Origin of the sequence: Massilia sp. HP4 (assembly GCF_005222695.1) — a bacterium.
In the GTDB taxonomy this organism is placed as follows: Bacteria; Pseudomonadota; Gammaproteobacteria; order Burkholderiales; family Burkholderiaceae_D; genus Telluria.
Map to the genome: position 1 here is coordinate 62,518 of NZ_STGG01000011.1, position 17,551 is coordinate 80,068.

A 17,551-nucleotide genomic window follows, 5' to 3' on the forward strand; every position below is an offset into this window, starting at 1 on the left:
ACCATTTGTAACCAGCCGCATGTCCATGCCGAACCAATTGCTTGCCCACTATCTGGCCGCGCCGGATGGTTTCGACGAAATGCTCGACGCGGCCAAGGCGCCGCGCACGCACTGGCGCGCGATGCTGGACCACCTGGCGCACGAGGCGCCCGCCATCATGCGCCAGCGCCAGGAGCTGGTGCAGCGCCAGGTGCGCGAGAACGGCGTCAGCTACAACGTTGCCGCCGACGCCCACGGCCGGCAACGGCCATGGGACCTGAACGTGCTGCCGCTGATCGTGCCGCACGAGGAATGGAGCGGCATCGAGGCGGCCGTGATCCAGCGCGCCACCCTGCTCAACAAGATCCTGGGCGATGTCTACGGCAAGCAGGAGATGCTGCGCGAAGGCCTGCTGCCGTCGGCGCTGATCGACGGCCATGCCGGCTTCCTGCGGCCCTGCCACGGCATGCGCCACCATGACGACGTGGCCCTGCACTTCTATGCGGTCGACCTGGCGCGCGCGCCGGACGGCCGCTGGTGGGTCATGGCCGACCGCACCCAGGCGCCGTTCGGCGCCGGCTATGCGCTGGAAAATCGCGCCATCATCGCGCCCACCTTCCCCGACCTGCTGCGCGAACTCAAGGTGCGGCCCCTGACCAGCTTCTTCCGCACCATGCACGACAGCCTGGTGCACTGGGGCCGCCTGTGCGCTGCCGGCGGCGATGCGCCGGCGCCGCTGCGAGAGGGCGAAGCGCCGCTGATCGTGCTGCTCACGCCCGGCCCACGCACCGCCAGCTACTACGAACAGGCCTACCTGGCGCGCTATCTCGGCCTGCCGCTGGTCGAAGGCGGCGACCTGACGGTGCGCGACGGCGTGGTCTACCTCAAGACCCTGGCCGGCCTGCACCGGGTGCACGTGATCATGCGCCGGGTCGACGACGAATCGTGCGATCCACTCGAACTGCAAAGCTCATTGCTGGGCGTGGCCGGACTGACCCAGGCCGCCATGCGCGGCAATGTGCTGGTCGCCAACAGCCTCGGCTCGAGCCTGCTCGAGTCGGGCGCGCTGCTTGGCTTTTTGCCGGCGCTGTCCAAACGCCTGCTGGACGAGGCGCTCAGGATGCCGTCGGTGGCCACCTGGTGGTGCGGCGAAGAGGCGGCGCTGGAAACCGTGATCGGCAAGCTCGATCGGCTGGTCATCAAGCCCGGTTTTTCGCAACTGCCGCAAGCGGCGGTGTTCGGCCAGGACCTGGACGGCGCCGCGCGCGTGGCGCTGATCGCCCGGCTGCGCGCCAATCCGAACAACTACATTGCCCAGGAACTGGTGCGGCTGTCACAGGCGCCGGTGTGGAAGGATGGCGCGGCGCCAGGCCTGCAGGCGCGCGCCGTCGGCCTGCGCGTGTTTGCCTGCGCCACGCCGAATGGCTATGTGGTGATGCCGGGCGGCCTGACCCGCGTGGCCACCGGGCCGGATGCGCGCGTGCTGACCATGCAGATGGGCGGCGCCAGCAAGGACACCTGGGTCCAGGCACGCTCGCGGGTCGAGGTGCACCGCCTGCAAAAACGCAGCATCACGAGCGCCGACCTGGTGCGCGAAGACAGCAACCTGTCGAGCCGCGTCGCGGAAAACTTGCTGTGGTTCGGGCGCCATGCCGAGCGCTGCGACAATATCGCGCGCCTGCTGCGGGTCGCGCTCAACTTCCTGTTCAATGTGCGTTTCGACCAGCGCGGCGCCGAATGGCCGACCGTCGAAGCGCTGTGCATCTGGTTCGGCCTGATCGACGCCGAAAGGAAGCCGGCGCCCGCGGGCCATGGCGAAGGGGCGGGCCAGGCCAGCGCCATCTTCACCGATGCCGAACTCGAGTCGGCCCTGCTGCTGGCGGTGGTGTCGCCCAATGTGCCTGGCCTGGCGCGCCAGCAGCAGCAACTGCACCGCATCGCCGGCCTGTTGCACGAACGCTTCTCGGTCGACAACTGGCGCGCGTTGAACCGCATGGTGCAGCCGGCCTCGGCCAGCGGCGAGCGGCCATCGCAGTCGGGTGTGATGACGATCCTCGACGACGCCACCGCCGCGCTGATGACGCTGGCCGGCTTCGCCTTCGACGGGATGACGCGCGACCTCGGCTGGCGTTTCATGTCGCTGGGCCGCCGCCTGGAACGCCTGCAGTTCCAGAGCCTGGTGCTGCAGCGCGCGCTCGCAATGGACGAGAACGGCAACCTGGAATGGCTGCTCGAACTGTCCGACAGCATCGTCACCTACCGCGCCCGCTACCGGACCCAGCCCGAATGGCTGCCGGTGCTCGACCTGCTCTTGCTCGACGAGACCAATCCGCGCTCGATCCTGTTCCAGCTCAACGGCATCCTGGGCACCGTGGCCAGGATCGCACAGACCCAGGGCGCCTGCGGCGCCGACACGCTGGCGTCCCTCAAGGACGAGCTGGTCGCACTCGATCCAGGCGCCGACCTGAACCACGGCAACACGATGCTGAGCGGCCTGCTACAGCGGATCGGCCAGGCCAGCGCGGCCCTGTCCGAGCAGATCAGCGTACAATTTTTCAGCTATACCGATAACGGCCGCCAAAGGAACCGCAGCTCATGATCGCGCAGCCCAGGATCGATTTGCCGGCGAGCGCCGGCGTCTGCGCGCGCTATCGCGTGGTGCATGAAACGCGCTACACCTACAGCAGCACGGTCACCCTGTCGCAGCAATACCTGCACCTGACCCCGCGCTCCTTCCCATGCCAGCAGACCGAGTCGCACCTGATCTGGCTCGACCCGGTGATCAGCGACAGCCAGGAAGGTGTCGACTATTTCGGCAACCTGACCCGCCACGTGGCGCTCACCCTGCCGCATGACAGCCTGCTGGTGCACGCCGAATCGACGGTCTCGCTGCGCGCGCGCTACACGCTGGCGCAGATCGCCGGCACCCTGCCATGGGAATGCGTGCGCGACATGATGGGCAAGGAAAAGAGCGCCGCCACGCTGGAAGCCTGCCGCTACCTGTACGCCTCGCCGCTCGTGACCAGTTTCCCGGAACTGGAAGCCTATGCCCGCATCAGCTACACCCCGGGCCGGCCGCAACTCGATGCGGCGCTGGACCTGACCCACAGGATCTTCGACGACTTCGAATTCGACGCCAAGGCGACCGATATTTCCACCCCGCTCGAGCAGGTATTGCGTGGCCGGCGCGGCGTGTGCCAGGACTTCGCCCAGTTGATGATCGGCTGCCTGCGCAGCATCGGCCTGCCGGCACGCTATGTGAGCGGCTACATCCTGACCCACCCGCCGGCAGGCAAGCCGCGCCTGGTCGGCGCCGACGCCTCGCATGCCTGGGTGTCGGTGTTCTGCCCGGCGCTGGGCTGGATCGATTTCGATCCGACCAACCGCTGCCTGGTGCAACACGAACACATCACGCTGGGGTGGGGACGCGACTTCAGCGACGTGACCCCGCTGCGCGGCATCGTGCTTGGCGGCGGCAAGCAGGAGCTCGACGTGCAGGTGACGGTGACGCCGTTGCCGTTGTTGCCGGACGAGGCGTAGAGGGCCACTCAGGCGCCGTCCTTGTGTCCAGGCCCGCCAGGGATGGGCATGCCGGGGCCACCGCCATCCATGCCGCCGCCGTTCCTGCTTCCCGCGCCGCCGCCCTCGCCTTTCGCACGATTGCCACCGCCCTGGGTGCGCGTCGGTCCCTGCAATGGAATCATGACCTCGCCGGGCATCGGATCGAGGTCGAGCGCCGCGCGAATGAAGGTGCGCAGGCTCACCACCAGTTCTGCCGTGTGGATCGGCCGCCCGGCAGCCAGGTCGGCCGCCGCCTGCGCCGTCAGCCGGCAGTGTTCTTCGGTGCCGAGCAGCAGGATGTCCGCCAGCGCGGCTTCGACCGCATCGCGGATGCGGCGTGACCGATCCGAACTCGCCGCGCCATCGCCCGCCTCCTCGCCCGATAGCGCGCGCTCGCGCATCTCACGCAAATGCGTCGGATCGACCGTCAATTGCCCGGTGAACGAACCGCCAAGCGTGCGATAGGCGGCGATCAGGGTTTTCAGTCGCTCGTTGATCTGGCGGTTCATGCGCTCGCGCCGTTGCTGGATGGTCTGCATCATCAGGATGCGGATACCCACGCCGAGAAGGGTAATTACGGCAAGCCCGATGATGGTCGTCATCGCACCCTGCCACGAACTGAAATCCATATAGCGCATCCTGGTTCCGGCTTGATTCTCGAGACAGCCAGTGTACCCATTCAAGAAAAAACGCCTCGGCCAATTGGTTTTTTTTGCGTGAGATGTCACAAGCCTGCCACCTCATTCGTCTTGTCATGGACAGCCGGCGATGTTGCCGGTGTCGACCCATTCACCACTTACGGAAACAAGACAAATGAATCGCGAAAACTGGTTCCAAGCTTCGCCCGAGGGCGCCAAAGCCCTGGGCGGCGTCCACCACTACGTCACGAAGAATACCCAGCTCCCGTCCCAGCTGATCCACCTCGTCTTCCTCCGGGTCTCGCAAATCAATGGCTGCGCGCATTGCATCGACCTGCACTCGCGCGACCTGATCAAGGAAGGCATGTCGGTCGACAAGCTGTTGCTGGTCCCGGTCTGGCACGAAGCCGCTTACCTGTTCTCGGACCAGGAACGCGCCGCATTGGCATGGTCGGAGGAAGTCACCCGCGTCAGCGAAACCCATGTCTCGGACGAAGCCTATGCTGCGGCATCGGCAGCCTTCGGCCCGAGAGACCTGGCCGACCTGACGATTGCCATCGCTGCCATGAACGCGTTCAACCGCATGGGCGTGAGCTTCCGGCTGAAGCCGGCCGCCAAGGCCTAGGCCACACACAGGTTCGGATGACGGTGTATCCGAATGACGTCATTCGAACCTGCGCTTGTTGGCAAGGCTTCGCAAACCGCGCGATATCGCTCCTTTGTCACACGCCTGTCATTACACGGGCGGATGATGGTTCAAAAGTGAGCTCCGGCAAGTGTTCACGCCGGATTGGCCAACGCTACCCGGATGCGAAGACATCATGTATAAAAGCGACAAGAAGCTCCTGATCCTCGATGCGGACGGCACCACCATCGATGCGTTTTCAGCGATCGAAGCGGCATTTTCCCGCCACGGCCTGGTGATCGGGGAAGAAACCCGGTTCCAGAAACGCCATAACCTGCTCAAGTACCTAGGCGGCCTGAAGGAATTCCCCTCGATCATCCGCAAGAACCTGCGCAAGAACAGCCGTGCGCAGCTAATCGACACCCTGACCGGCATCTACCGGCAAGAAGCCAGGCTGTACGACGGCATCGCAGACCTGATCCGCGAATTGATCGCCGCGCCCGACATCACGGTCGGCATCGTGACGCGCAACGTCACGCTCGAGCCGCTGGAAACCCTGCGCCAGCTATTCCTGCGCCACGACATCGATATCGCCGAACTCGACTTCCTGGTCCATATCCCCCTGAAAGAGAAAAAGACCGCCCAGTTCCGCGCCACCCGCGAACAGTTCGGGGTCAACCCGGCGCGCGCCTATATCTGCGGCGACGAGCACAAGGATTTCGCGGCGGCGATCGGCACCGGCATGCACCCGTTCATCGTCTCCTACGGCTTCGAAGACCACGACCGGCTCACGACCAAGTTCGAGATTCCGCACGAGCTGATTTCACGCACCTCGACCGAACTGTGCTGCCGGATCCGGCATGCGCTCGACCTCGGTGTGCTGGCTCAGGCGCCGTACCAGAACAGCAGCAGGCTGATGGCGCCGAATATCCAGTAGTCGACCGGCGCACCCAATGCCCAGTGCTTGTGCCAGGGCACCAGCTCCTGCTTGAAACGGCGCCAGCCGAAGGCGGGATTGATGACGAACCACAGGTAGTCCTCGACGATCCAGAACAGCATGATCGAGGCCGCCACGCTGGCCTCGAGCTCCAGCGACCACTGCCCCATGAAGAACAGCGGGAAGTGGAAGATCAGCCCGATGAAGGCGAACATCCACAGGTGGTAGCCGGTCAGCGCGCGTCCGCCCATGAAGATGTCGAGCAGCGGGTGCTGCTCGATGCGCCAGGTCGGCAGGTTTGCCGCCCAGCCGGCATCGCCCTCGATTTCCACTTCTACCCGCGCGAACAGGTAGGCCGCCACCAGTACCGCACCCACCATCGATACGACCCTGCCACCATCCGACAATTCAACCATAAGCCTCTTCACTTGTTTGTTCGCGCGGCTGTTCGCATTGATACAACACCGTTTCCAGCACCTGCGTGGCCGCATGCGGCCGGCCCAGCGCGCGCGCGCGTTGGGCCATCGCCTGCAGCTGCTCCGGGTGCCCCAGCAGGTAGCGAACCCGGTACTCCAGGGTCGACAGATCGGATGCCTTGAGCGCCGCGCCGTGCTCCAGCAGGTAGTTCGCGTTGTGCTCTTCCTGCCCCGGGATCGGGGCGTTGACGATCATGGGCAGGCCCATCGCCAGGCATTCGGCGCTGGTGGCGCCGCCCGGCTTGGTCACCACCAGGTCGGCGCAGGCCATCAGGCGCTCGACCCGGTCCGTGAAGCCCTGCGGCGCCAGCCGGCCCGGATGGCGCACGGCCAGGCGCTGCAGGGCCGCCAGCTCGGCCGCGTTCTTTCCGGCCAGCGCGATCAGCTGGAAATCGCCGGGAATGGCCAGCAGCTTGTCCGCCACCCGGTTCAGGCCGCCCAACCCGGCGCCGCCGCCCATCAATAAAATGGTTTTCAGTGCGGGATCGAGGCCCAGCGCGCGGGCGCATTCGGCGCGGTCGTGCGGCATCGAAAACGCCGGCATGGTGGGGATGCCGGCCACATGGATCGCTTGCGCCGGGATGCCCTGCTCGCGCATGCGGAACGCCACCTCGTCGTTGGCCGCGAAATAGCCGGCGATGTGCGGGTGGATCCACATGCGGTGCAGGTCGAAATCGGTCACCTGCACCCATACCGGGCAGGTCAAGGCGCCAGCCGCGATCTGCCGAGACAGGATCTCGGCCGGCTGGAAGTGGGTGCAGACGATGGCGTCCGGCGCCAGCGCGGCGACTTCCGCGGCCAGCAGCCGGCAGTCGCGCCGCTCGATCCAGCGCCGCAGGCGGTTGATCCAGCCATCAGGCGCTGCCTCGTCGGTCAGCCGGTACACATGCCGCCACAGGCCGGGCATGCGTTTGACCAGCAGCAGATAGAAGTCGGTGTACACCTTGCGCAGGCGCGGCGTGGCGAAGGCCATCGCGTCCAGGTGGATCGCCTTGACGTCGCCATAATCGGCCGCGGCGCAGGCACGGATGGCTTCGGCGACCCGCGTATGGCCGGCGCCGGCGGGAACGCTGAGCAAGAGAATCTTCTTGCCGGCGATGCCCTGCTGGAAGTCGCCCTCCCTCACGCAGTGCGCCTTGTTGCGCATGCCAACGCCGTCCTGACTGTCGAATTGCTCCACGCCATGCACACGCCCCTCGGGTCACGATATGCCAGCGAATGTAATCGCGGATTGTGACCCGGCCATGACGGCGGGCGGATTGTGGCGGTATGACTCGATTACGCCAGGGCCAGCGACTCGCCCTGCTTGAGGATGGAGCGGAACAGCCGCAGCTGGCCGGCCGTGGTGTCGTCCCAGCTGAAGCGCTCGGCGTAGCGGCGCACGGCCGCGCGCTCGGGATAGTTGGCGCGCAGGCGATTGACGGCTTCGGCCACGCCTTGCGGCGTGCGCTCGTTCATCAGCACGCCCGCTTCGGGCGCCGCCACGACTTCGGGCGTGCCGTACACGCGGCTGGCCACGACCGGGGTGCCGCAGGCCATCGATTCGAGCAACACATTGGCCCAGCCTTCGCGGCTGGACGACAGCACCATCGCATCGGCGGCGCCATACTGCACCCGCAGCTCCTGCTGCGAGACGGCGCCCAAAAAGGTGACGCGATCCTCGAGTTTCAGTTCACGCACGAGGTTTTCGAGCATCGGGCGATTCGGGCCTTCGCCGGCGATCACCAGGCGCACGCCCGGCAGCAGGGGCAAGGCGCCGATGCTCAATTCCTGGGCCTTGACCGGCACCAGGTGGCCCACGGTCACCAGGGTAAATGGCTTGTCTTCCCGTTGTTCCGGTGGCCGGAACAGCTGCAGGTCGACCCCATTGCGCAGCGCGACGACGCGGTTCGGGTCGATGCCCAGGCCGATCACTTCGTCGCGCAGCGCACTGGCAACGGTGATGATGCCATCGGCGCGGCTGGCGGCCCAATGAATCATCTTGCGTGGCAGCGCGAATTTCGGGAACAGCGTGATGTCCGAGCCACGCGCCGTAATCACGAACGGCTTGTTGAAGTAGCGGGCCAGCATCGCCGCCGCCACGCCATCGGGATAAAAATAGTGGGCGTCGATCAGGTCGAAGTCGTAGCCTTCGTCGATCATGCGCGCGATCGTCCCCTTGGCCGCCTGGAACAGCAGCGCAGGCGCCACATTCATGCCGACCTTGGGCACCACCAGGTAGGGCGGGTGTTCGACGCGGATGCCGTGCCGCACCTCGCTGCGCGGCACCCTGGCCTGGCGCGCATACTGACCGAACATCGGGTTCTGCGAAGGGAACCACGGCGCCGGCGCCACCACGCGCGCCTCGACCTGGCCGCTGGCGACCAGGTGGCGCAGCCGGGTTTCGACAAAAATGCCGTGGCCCGGCTTTTCGCTGTTCGGGAACAGCGTGCTGAACGTCAGGATCTTCATCAGGCCGCGGCTCCCGTCAGGCGGCCGTAGATGCTCTTGTAGCGGCCGACGCTGGCTTTCCAGTTACGCTCGCTTTCCACGAACTGGCGCCCGGCCGCGCGCAGCGCCGGCCAGTCGGCCTGGGCGTCGGCCAGGGCGCCGACCTTGTCGGCCAGGGCCTGCGGGTCGTCGGCCTTGAACAGCACGCCGGTCTTGCCGTCGACGATCAGTTCCAGGTGGCCGCCCACGTCGGACGCGGCCAGCACCCGGCCCTGGGCCATCGCCTCGAGCGGCTTGAGCGGCGTGACCAGGTCGGTCAGGCGCATCGACAGGCGCGGATAGACCAGCACGTCGAGCAGGTCGTAGTACATCTGCACCTGCTCGTGCGGCACCCGGCCCGTGAACACCACCTTGTCAGCGATGCCCAGGTCTTGCGCCATCTGGCGCAGGCGCGCGTCTTCCGGGCCGCCACCGACCAGCAGGATGCGCAGGTCGGGCCGCTCGGCCGTCAGGGCCGGCACCGCGCGCAGCAGGATGTCCAGGCCCTCGTAGGCATAGAAGGAGCCGATGAAGCCGATCAGGCGCGCGCCCTGCAGGCCGAGCTTGGTCTTGAGGTCCTGGTCGGCCACGCCGCCGACGGCGAACTTGTCGATGTCGACCGCGTTCGGGATCACGGTGATCTTGTCGGCCGGGATGCCGCGCGCAACGATGTCGCGGCGCAGGCCTTCGCAGATGGTGGTGACGGCATCGGCGCGCTTGAGCGCATGGGTTTCCAGCGCCCGCGTCAGGCGGTAGCGCAGGCCGCCCTCGGTCGAGGTGCCATGGTCGACCGCGGCGTCTTCCCAGAAGGCGCGCACTTCATACACCACGGGGATGCCGAATTTTTTACCTGCGCGCAGGGCCGCGATCGCATTCAGCGACGGCGAATGCGCGTGCAGCACGTCCGGCTTGATCTGCGGGATGATTTCCGACAGGCGCCGCACGAGACCATCGATCACCTGCTTCTGGTTCAGCACCGGCAACTTGGCCAGCGCGCCGTCGAGCGGCGATGTGCGGTAGAAATGCAGGCCGTCGACGGTTTCTTCGCGCATGTCTCCCGAGTTCTGCTTGGAACCCGTCACGTGGAACGTCTCCCAGCCCAGCGCGCGCTGTTCGTGCAGGATCGATCGGGTGCGGAAGGTGTAGCCGCTGTGCAGCGGAATCGAATGATCCAGGACGTGAAGCACACGCATGACGAGTTCCTTTACTGCTTAACGACCGGTGGCGCTGAGGTAGCCGCAGGTATCGATCATCACCTTGTCGGCGAACAGCGACTCCTTGAGCGACAGGAAAGGCCGGTGGTTGACCAGCATGACCACGATCTGCGAACGCGCCAGCGCATCCTGCGGGGTGCGCAGCTCGCCCTTGTCCAGGCTCGCCGGCAGCGCCGAGATGTTCGGCTCGACCACGATCACGCGGCTATTGTGCGTCTTCGCGATCTCGGCGGCGATGTCGAGGGCCGGACTTTCGCGCAGGTCGTCGATATCGGGCTTGAAGGCCAGGCCGAAGCAGGCGATCGTCACGTCCGATTCCTTGCGCTCCGGGTTGGCGGCGAGGTATTTATTCACTTCTTCGCGGACCTTCTCCAGCACCCAGTGCGGCTTGTGGTCGTTGACTTCGCGCGCCGCGCGGATCAGCTTGGACTGCTCGGGCGCGCTGTGCACGATGAACCAGGGGTCGACCGCGATGCAGTGGCCGCCCACGCCCGGGCCCGGACGCAGCACATTGACGCGCGGATGGCGGTTGGCCAGCGCGATCAGTTCCCACACATCGATGCCGAGCTTGCCGCAGATGACCGACAGCTCGTTGGCGAAGGCGATGTTCACGTCGCGGAACGAGTTCTCGGTGAGCTTGCACATCTCGGCCGTGCGCGAATTGGTCTCGATGCACTCGCCCTGCACGAAGGTCTGGTACAGCGCGATGGCGCGCTCCGAGCAGGCCTTGGTGATGCCGCCGATGATGCGGTCGTTCGACACCAGCTCGTGGATCACCTTGCCCGGCAACACGCGCTCGGGGCAATAGGCGAGATTGATGTCCGCTTCGTCGTCCGGGCCGAGCGGGATCTTGAGGTCGGGACGTTCTTCGGCCAGCCATTTGGCCAGGCTCTCGGTGGTGCCCACCGGCGAGGTCGATTCGAGGATGACGAGGTCGCCCTTTTTCAGCACCGGCGCGATCGAGCGCGCGGCCGCCTCGACATAGGTGACGTCCGGTTCGTGGTCGCCGCGGAACGGCGTCGGCACCGCGATCAGGAAGGCGTCGGCCGGCTGCACGGTGGTCGAGGCCTTCAGGTAGCCCTGGTTGACGGCGGCGGCGACGATCATGTCGAGGTCGGGTTCGACGATGTGGGTCTGGCCGCTGTTGATGGTGTCGACCGCATCCTGGTTGATGTCGACGCCGATGACGTTCTTTTTGCGGGACGCAAACATCGCAGCGGTTGGGAGGCCGATGTAACCCAGACCGATCATCGAGATAGTATCAAAGGTGCTGCTCATGTTTTTCTCTTAAAAAGTTGAGGATGCGGGTAGCGGCGGTGCCGTCGCCGTAGGGATTGGTGGCGGAACTCATGCGCCCGTATTCGTCCGGGTCGCTCAGCAGCGTGCGGATGCCGCCGACGATCGACTCGATGCCGGTGCCGACCAGGCGCACCGTGCCCGCCGCTACCGCTTCGGGACGCTCGGTGGTGTCGCGCATCACCAGCACCGGTTTGCCCAGCGACGGCGCTTCTTCCTGGATGCCGCCGGAATCGGTCAAGAGGATCGCCGCGCGGTTCATCAGGTAGACGAACGGCAGGTAGCTCACCGGATCGATCAGGTGCACGTTCGGATTGCCCTTCAGGATGCGCTGCACCGGCTCCTGCACGTTCGGATTCAGGTGCACTGGATACAGCACTTCGACGTCCGGCATGCGGCTGACTTCGTCGAGCGCGCGGCAGATATTCTCGAAGCCGCTGCCGAAGTTCTCGCGGCGGTGGCCCGTGACCAGGATCAGTTTCTTCTTGCTGTCGAGGAAATCGAACTGGGCTTCCATCTCGCGCTTGAGCTGGGTGTCGGTTTCCAGGCGCGCGACCACGTCGAGCAGGGCATCCACGACGGTATTGCCGGTGACGCAAATATTCTCGGCCGGCACGCCTTCATTCAGCAGGTTCTGTTGCGCGTGGTCGGTCGGCGCGAAATGCAGGCTGGCGATCACGCCGGTCAGGCAGCGATTGACTTCTTCGGGCCATGGCGAGTAGATGTTTCCGGTACGTAGGCCGGCTTCCACGTGGCCAACCGGTATCCGCTCGTAATACGCGGCGAGGCTGGTCGCGAATGTCGTGGTAGTATCGCCATGGACGAATACATAATCTGGACGCCACTCGCGCAGCACGCCACGCATGCCCGTGAGCACCTTGGACGTGATGTCCGAAAGATCCTGGCCCGGCGTCATCAGGTTCAGGTCGAAATCGGGCGTGAGCGAGAACAGGCTCAAGACCTGGTCCAGCATTTGACGGTGCTGGGCGGTCACGCAGACCTTGACGTCGACATCGGGAGATTCCGACAGCGCGCGCACGACGGAAGCCATCTTGATTGCTTCCGGCCGCGTTCCGAAAACGGTAAGAACTTTAATAGTCATCTAGAGTATTACTACCAAGTGCATGGGACGGGTCAGGACGAGAAACCGTTGCGCAATCGTCAGGATGTGAACAGCGATTGTTTCCTGAAGGATAATTTTTTGACCAGGAAATTATACCTCAAGCAATCTAGATCGAATTTCAATCGTGCGTTCCTCTTGGAAAGCATTTCAAGCTGTCTGCATGACCTCGCCGAGCGACTTCAGGCGCGAAAGATCCTGCGATACTACAGCATTTGTTAAAACTAAAATAATAAAGTTTTATGGTCAATAACGCAACTTTTCAACTGCTACGTTATTGACCAATTATTACGCCATGTTTACACGACACTATTCCATGACTTCGACAGGCGCATGGCGCAGTTGATCAGGCCAACCATCGAGTATGTCTGTGGGAAATTGCCCCACATTTCGCCCGTGACCGGGTGAGTATCTTCCGACAGCAGCCCCAGGTGGTTGCGCGCCGCCAGCATTGCTTCGAATACCTCGCGCGCCTCTTTCGTACGCCCAATGCGCGCCAATGCATCGATGCGCCAGAAGGTGCAGATATTGAAGGCGGTCTCGGGCCGGCCGAAGTCGTCCGGCGCTTCGTAGCGGCGCATATACGGGCCGTCGCACAGCGATTTTTCGAGCGCGTCGACGGTGGCGACGAAACGTGGATCCTTGGGGTCGATGAAATTAATCTCGGCCATCAGCAGCACGCTGGCGTCGAGGTCGCGTCCGCCCAGGCTTTCGGCAAAGGCCTGGCGCTCTTCGCTCCAGGCTTCGGCCAGCAGGCGATTGCGGATCAGTTCGGCGCGTTCGGCCCAGAAGGCGGCGCGGTCCGGCAATTCCAGCACGTCGGCGATCTTGGCCAGGCGATCGCAGGCAGCCCAGTTCATCAGCACCGACGAGGTATGCACGCGCGCCCGCGTGCGCAGTTCCCACATGCCGGCGTCGGGCTCGGCCCAGACGCGGAAAGCCTGCTCGCCCACCGCCTCAAGATGCTTGAACTCGGCGTGGCCGGCGCGCCGGAACAGGCGGTGGTCGAAGAAAGCCTGGGCTGCACCGAGCACGATATTGCCGTACACATCGTGCTGGAAGTGTTCTTGCGCCTGGTTGCCGACCCGTACCGGACGGTGGTTGCGGTAGCCCGGCAAATGATCGACTATCGACTCGGGCAATTGTTCCTCGAGCCCGATGCCGTATAGCGGCTGGATGTGGCCGCCCTTGGCGCGCGCCACCACATTGCTCAGCCAGCGCAGGTAGTCTTCCATGGTTCCCACTTCGGACAGGCTGTTCAGGGCCCGGATCACGAAGAAGGCGTCGCGCAGCCAGCAGAAGCGGTAGTCCCAGTTGCGTTCGCTGCCCGGGGCTTCCGGCACGCTGGTGGTCATGGCGGCGATGATGGCGCCGGTGTCTTCGTACAGCGACAATTTGAGGGTGATCGCGGCGCGGATCACCACGTCCTGCCACTCGAGCGGCAAGGCCAGGCGGCGCGACCAGGTGCGCCAGTAGCCGATCGTCTCTTTCTCGAAGCGGTGGGCGGTGTCCTGGATGCCGTCGGCCAGCGTCTCATCCGGTCCCAGCATGAAGTTCACCGGGCGGTCGAGCAAGAAGTACGATTCGGCCAGCACATAGCTGAGCGACGCATCGGTGTTCAGGCGCAGGGTCTGGTCGGGGCCGACGTAGCGGATGTGGTGGCTGCCTTGCGTGATCTCGGGCAGCTTGGCGCCATACTCGAAACGCGGCCGCAGTTTCACGCGCACGCGCACGCCGGCGCCCAGCGGCTTTACCCGGCGCACCAGCATCAGGGGGCGGAACATGCGGTCGCGACTCAAGAAGCGCGGCGCGAAATCGGTGATCTCGATGCCGTTGCCGGCGCCATCGTACAGGCGCGTGTGCAGCACCGCCGTGTTCGGTTCATAGACCTGCTCGCTGCGCACGACGCCTTCGAGCTCGATGCTCCACAGGCTGCCGTTTTCGCTGGGGTCGAGCAAGGCGTTGAACACCGGGTCGCCGTCGAAGCGCGGCAGGCAGCACCACACCATCCGGCCCATGCGGTCGATCATGGCGCTGAAGGCGCAATTGCCGACCACGCCGCAATCGAGGGAGCCCGGCGCTTCGTTCACGGCGGTCGAACCTGGTTGTTGGGAAACATCGTTCATGCTGTGTCCTTTCAATTGATTGACGTGGCAGCGGCTTGCGCCAGCGCCTCGCGCACGGCCTGGCTCGAGGCAATCCGGCAGCTCGCCACACTCGGTCCGGGGCCGACCTTGAGGCCGATCCCGCCGACGCGCTGCACGTGGTCGAAGCCGGCTTCGTCGGTGGTGTCGTCGCCGATGAACAGGGGCCGGTATCCGGCGAAAGGCGCCTCGGCCAGGAAGTCGCGGATCGCCGTGCCCTTGCTGACGCCGGCGGCCTTGATCTCGACGATCATCTTGCCTTCCATGAGCAGCAGGCCCAGGCTGGTGCGCACGGCTGCATCCATGGTCTCGACGCACAGCGCCTGCAATTGAGGCGCCTGGCGGTAGTGCAGTGCCAGCGCGCCATGCTTTTCCTCGACCCACAGGCCGGGGTGACGGGCGGCCAGTGCATACGCCTGGGTGCGCACCGCCGTGAAGTCCGGCGCCGGCAACTGGCGCAGCACGCCGTCGAGGCCACGACGCTCCATGCCGTGCACGCCGGCGGCGGGCAGCGCCAACGGCGCCAGCATCCGGTCGAGCTCGGCGACCGGGCGGCCGGACACGATGGCCAGGCGGCCGTCCAGCCGCTGTTGCAGCGCGCCTAGCGCGGCCAGCAATTGCGGCGTCACCACCACCTGGTCGGGGCGCGGGGCGATGTCCACCAGCGTGCCGTCGAAGTCAAGGAAGAGCGCGCAGCCTGGGGCCGCGAGCAGGTCGAGTGCTTCCTGTTCGTTGGTGTCGATGGTCGCATTCATATTGTCCATCATGCCTCCCCCTTTCGTACCCGGTTCTGGCTGAGCGAATTGATCCTGGAGCGCACGCGCTCGCGCTGGCGCAGGCGGGCCGCGTCCTGCAGCATGCGGCCGGCCCAGCGATAGACATTGAAGTCGCGCACCCGCACCCGCATGGTGCGCATGCGCTCGCGCTGCTCGTCGGCCGGCATGCGCAGCGCGCGGTACAGCGCTTCGGCGCCTTCCTCGATGTGATAAGGATTGACGATCAGCGCCTCGTGCAGCTCGCGCGCGGCGCCGGTGAACTGGCTCAGGATCAGCACACCCTGCTCGTCGTCGCGCGAGGCGATGAATTCCTTGGCCACCAGGTTCATGCCATCGTGCAGGCTGGTCACGCTGCACACCTCGGAGGCGCGGAAATAAGTACGCAATTGTGCTTGTTCATGGTGTTCGGTCTTGAGGATGATAGGCAGGTAACTGCCGCTGGAGAAGCGCTGGTTGATGCGCTGGGCCAGCGCGCGCACCCGCGCTTCGAAGTTCTGGTATTCGTCGAGCGAAGAGCGGGTGGGCGCTGCGATCTGCACGAAGGTGAATTTGCCGACTATGTCCGGATGCAGCTCGAGCATGCGCTCGACCGCCTGGAAGCGCTCGACGATGCCCTTGGTGTAATCGAGGCGGTCGACGCCGATGCCCAGCAATTGGTCGGCCGGCAGCGCCAGCGCCTGGCGGATCTCGGCGCGGCAGGCCGCCACGTCGCACTCGTCCGGCACCGGCTCGGGCCAGGCGATCGAGATCGGATACGGTTTCACCTGGGTCAGCTCGTTGCCATAGCTGACGGTCGAGGCTTCGTTCTCGATGCGCGTCTCGAGGTAGCGGTCCACGGTATCGAGGAAATTCTTGCGGTGGAAAGGCGTGTGGAAGCCGAGGATCGTGCTGCCCAGCATGCCGTCGAGGATTTCCTCGCGCCACGGGCAGATGCCGAACGATTCCGGGTTCGGCCAGGGGATGTGCCAGAAGGTGATGATGGTGGCCTTCGGCAGCACCGCCCGCACCATGCGCGGCAACAGGGCGAAGTGGTAATCCTGCACCAGCACCACCGGATTGTCGGAGCGCGCTTCCTGGATCACGGCATCGGCAAAGCGCTGGTTGACCTTGACGTATTCGGCCCAGTCGGACGAGCGGAACACGGGACGCACGTGGGCGATATGGCATAGCGGCCACAAGCCCTCGTTGGCGAAGCCGTAGTAATAGCCCTGCTCTTCTTCCTTCGACAGCCAGACGCGGCGCAGCGTGTAGCTCGGGTGTTCGGGCGGCACCGGCACGTGGTCGTTGGCGTCGACCGTATCGCGGTCGGCCGAGCCGGCGCCGTGCGCGATCCAGGTGCCGGAACAGGCGCGCATCACGGCCTCCACTGCAGTCACCAGGCCGCTGGCGGGACGCTGCACCTTGACGCCATTGGGCGTATTGACGTGGATATAGGGTTCGCGGTTCGAGACCACCAGGATCTGGTCGCCGGCGAGATCCTGGTTCAGCAGCGTCTTGAGCGTGTCGGGGCCCCAGGGCTGCGACTCGACGCCATTGCCCTGCAGCTCGCGGTTGTATTCGTTGAGCAGCGCGCGCAATTCGCTGGCCAGCGGCGCGATCTCGGGCGGCATCGGCCCCTGCGGGCGCGGCGACAGTTCGCCGCGCAGCATGTCGCGCACGCCATTGAGCCAGCCGTGCCAGCTGAGGTGGGCGATCAGCACCGTGATCAGGGAAATCGCCCCGGCCAGCAACACGAACAGGCCGAGGATATATTTCTTGGTGTCTTCGCTGCGGCGCTCGATGAAACTCATGTCCTGCACCAGCACCAGGCGCCCGGCGGCGATGCCGTCCTGGGTCAGCTCGCGGCTCGAGACGTGCACCGGTCCACGCGGCAGCTTGACGACGGGGTTGGCCTCCTCGCCCTCCGCGCCCCGGGGGCAGCCGAGCGAGACCGGGTAGGTATCGGTCTTGTACGCCAGCTTCCCGGAGGGATCGCAGAAGGCGAGCGCATACAGGCGCTCGTCCTGGATCGCACGGCTGAACGCATCGTTGATGCGCGCGGAGTCATTGTCCTCGAGGTAGTTGAGCAGCGGCTGTTGTAGCGTGCTCGATACCAGCTGGGAACGCGTATCGAGATCCCGTACGAACCAGCGCACGGTGAGATTTTCCATCCATGGAATCGCGAAGTAACCGAACAGCGCCAGCACCAGGGCCAGCGGCACGATGAAGCGCATGGATAGTTGTACCGACCTGAACCGCATGTAGCTCCTTCAAGATGGGACGACGTCGCCGACCATTTGAGTATAGCTATTTGCAAATTATCATGTCGCAACGTTG

The 17,551-nt window shown here is 65.1% G+C and carries 14 protein-coding genes; 4 read left to right on the plus strand and 10 right to left on the minus strand.

Annotated elements, in window-relative coordinates; genetic code table 11:
• Nucleotides 1-19 precede the first annotated feature (19 nt).
• Together E8M83_RS04160 and E8M83_RS04165 are read left to right on the plus strand one after the other, a co-directional pair.
• On the plus strand, nt 20-2,578 hold the full coding sequence (locus tag E8M83_RS04160) for a circularly permuted type 2 ATP-grasp protein (RefSeq protein WP_229491414.1): 2,559 nt from the start codon (nt 20-22) through the stop codon (nt 2,576-2,578).
• Nucleotides 2,575-3,519: a transglutaminase family protein gene (locus E8M83_RS04165; protein WP_137172131.1), complete on the plus strand. Its 945-nt coding sequence runs from the start codon at nt 2,575-2,577 to the stop codon at nt 3,517-3,519. The genes E8M83_RS04160 and E8M83_RS04165 overlap by 4 nt, the downstream gene beginning before the upstream one ends.
• A gap of 8 nt (nt 3,520-3,527) precedes the next feature.
• Here E8M83_RS04165 and E8M83_RS04170 read toward each other — a convergent pair whose 3' ends face one another.
• Nucleotides 3,528-4,178 carry a hypothetical protein gene (locus tag E8M83_RS04170; RefSeq protein WP_137172132.1) on the minus strand — a complete coding sequence of 217 codons (651 nt, stop codon included), beginning with the start codon at nt 4,176-4,178 and terminating at the stop codon, nt 3,528-3,530.
• A 175-nt stretch (nt 4,179-4,353) separates the two neighbouring features.
• Between E8M83_RS04170 and E8M83_RS04175 the strand changes: the two genes are divergently transcribed.
• Both E8M83_RS04175 and E8M83_RS04180 read left to right on the plus strand, forming a co-directional pair.
• Nucleotides 4,354-4,803 carry a carboxymuconolactone decarboxylase family protein gene (locus E8M83_RS04175; RefSeq protein WP_137172133.1) on the plus strand — a complete coding sequence of 150 codons (450 nt, stop codon included), beginning with the start codon at nt 4,354-4,356 and terminating at the stop codon, nt 4,801-4,803.
• A 196-nt stretch (nt 4,804-4,999) separates the two neighbouring features.
• Nucleotides 5,000-5,740 carry an HAD family hydrolase gene (locus E8M83_RS04180; protein WP_137172134.1) on the plus strand — a complete coding sequence of 247 codons (741 nt, stop codon included), beginning with the start codon at nt 5,000-5,002 and terminating at the stop codon, nt 5,738-5,740.
• Here E8M83_RS04180 and E8M83_RS04185 read toward each other — a convergent pair.
• The 9 genes from E8M83_RS04185 to E8M83_RS04225 form a co-directional block, all read right to left on the minus strand.
• Nucleotides 5,689-6,156 carry a hypothetical protein gene (locus E8M83_RS04185; protein WP_137172135.1) on the minus strand — a complete coding sequence of 156 codons (468 nt, stop codon included), beginning with the start codon at nt 6,154-6,156 and terminating at the stop codon, nt 5,689-5,691. The genes E8M83_RS04180 and E8M83_RS04185 overlap by 52 nt on opposite strands.
• Nucleotides 6,149-7,363 (minus strand): glycosyltransferase, encoded by a 1,215-nt coding sequence (locus tag E8M83_RS04190; protein WP_170976690.1) that lies wholly within the window; start codon nt 7,361-7,363, stop codon nt 6,149-6,151. Before E8M83_RS04190 ends, E8M83_RS04185 begins: the two co-directional genes overlap by 8 nt.
• Before the next feature lie 131 nt (nt 7,364-7,494).
• Entirely contained in the window at nt 7,495-8,667 is a 1,173-nt protein-coding gene (locus E8M83_RS04195; protein ID WP_137172136.1) for a glycosyltransferase family 4 protein, read from the minus strand.
• Nucleotides 8,667-9,878: a TIGR04063 family PEP-CTERM/XrtA system glycosyltransferase gene (locus E8M83_RS04200; protein WP_137172137.1), complete on the minus strand. Its 1,212-nt coding sequence runs from the start codon at nt 9,876-9,878 to the stop codon at nt 8,667-8,669. The genes E8M83_RS04195 and E8M83_RS04200 overlap by 1 nt, the downstream gene beginning before the upstream one ends.
• Nucleotides 9,879-9,896: 18 nt before the next feature.
• Nucleotides 9,897-11,177, minus strand: coding sequence for a UDP-N-acetyl-D-mannosamine dehydrogenase (gene wecC / locus E8M83_RS04205; RefSeq protein ID WP_137172138.1), 1,281 nt, complete (start codon nt 11,175-11,177; stop codon nt 9,897-9,899).
• Nucleotides 11,161-12,297 carry a non-hydrolyzing UDP-N-acetylglucosamine 2-epimerase gene (gene wecB / locus E8M83_RS04210; RefSeq protein ID WP_170976691.1) on the minus strand — a complete coding sequence of 379 codons (1,137 nt, stop codon included), beginning with the start codon at nt 12,295-12,297 and terminating at the stop codon, nt 11,161-11,163. Before wecB ends, wecC begins: the two co-directional genes overlap by 17 nt.
• Nucleotides 12,298-12,614: 317 nt before the next feature.
• Complete coding sequence (locus E8M83_RS04215; protein ID WP_137172139.1) at nt 12,615-14,441, minus strand: glycoside hydrolase family 15 protein; 1,827 nt, start codon at nt 14,439-14,441, stop codon at nt 12,615-12,617.
• 11 nt (nt 14,442-14,452) lie between these two features.
• Nucleotides 14,453-15,226, minus strand: a complete 774-nt coding sequence (gene otsB, locus E8M83_RS04220) for a trehalose-phosphatase (RefSeq protein WP_137172140.1) — start codon at nt 15,224-15,226, stop codon at nt 14,453-14,455.
• Nucleotides 15,223-17,475 (minus strand): trehalose-6-phosphate synthase, encoded by a 2,253-nt coding sequence (locus tag E8M83_RS04225; RefSeq protein WP_137172141.1) that lies wholly within the window; start codon nt 17,473-17,475, stop codon nt 15,223-15,225. Before E8M83_RS04225 ends, otsB begins: the two co-directional genes overlap by 4 nt.
• Nucleotides 17,476-17,551: the final 76 nt, after the last annotated feature.